The organism is Aggregatilinea sp. (genome assembly GCF_036822615.1).
Classification (GTDB): Bacteria; Chloroflexota; Anaerolineae; order Aggregatilineales; family Aggregatilineaceae; genus Aggregatilinea.
Genome location: NZ_DAISHJ010000029.1, coordinates 9646 through 10067, shown reverse-complemented (window position 1 = coordinate 10067; position 422 = coordinate 9646).

Below are 422 nucleotides of genomic sequence, written 5' to 3'. Positions count from 1 at the left end.
CCGATTGGCTCTTGGGCCGGCTGGCACGAGGCGCAGACTTCGAAGCCGCGCTTTTGGGAGCCGCGTTGTCATCAGACACAGAACGACCGCCGCTGGCGGTCTTCTTGCTAGCCATCCAATCGCTATCCTTCTGTTACCAGGGTCCGCACATCATAGCATACGTTTTAACGTTTTGCGACGTCTGTTGTTCATGTTAGCACGCGCGTTCTGCGACGACCAGCGTGAGTTGTAAAATGTGCGAAAAAAGGTCCCCGTCCACACAAAAGGCGGCGTATACTATGATGATACACTGGGCGTCTTGGGGAAGAGCGCCCGGTGATCGGGGTAAGTGCAAAGGCGCGTGCTGGCGCAGCTTTGCTTATAATTTATGCCGCCACCACACAGGGACGGGGGATCAATCGCATGTCAAAAGTGCTCATTGT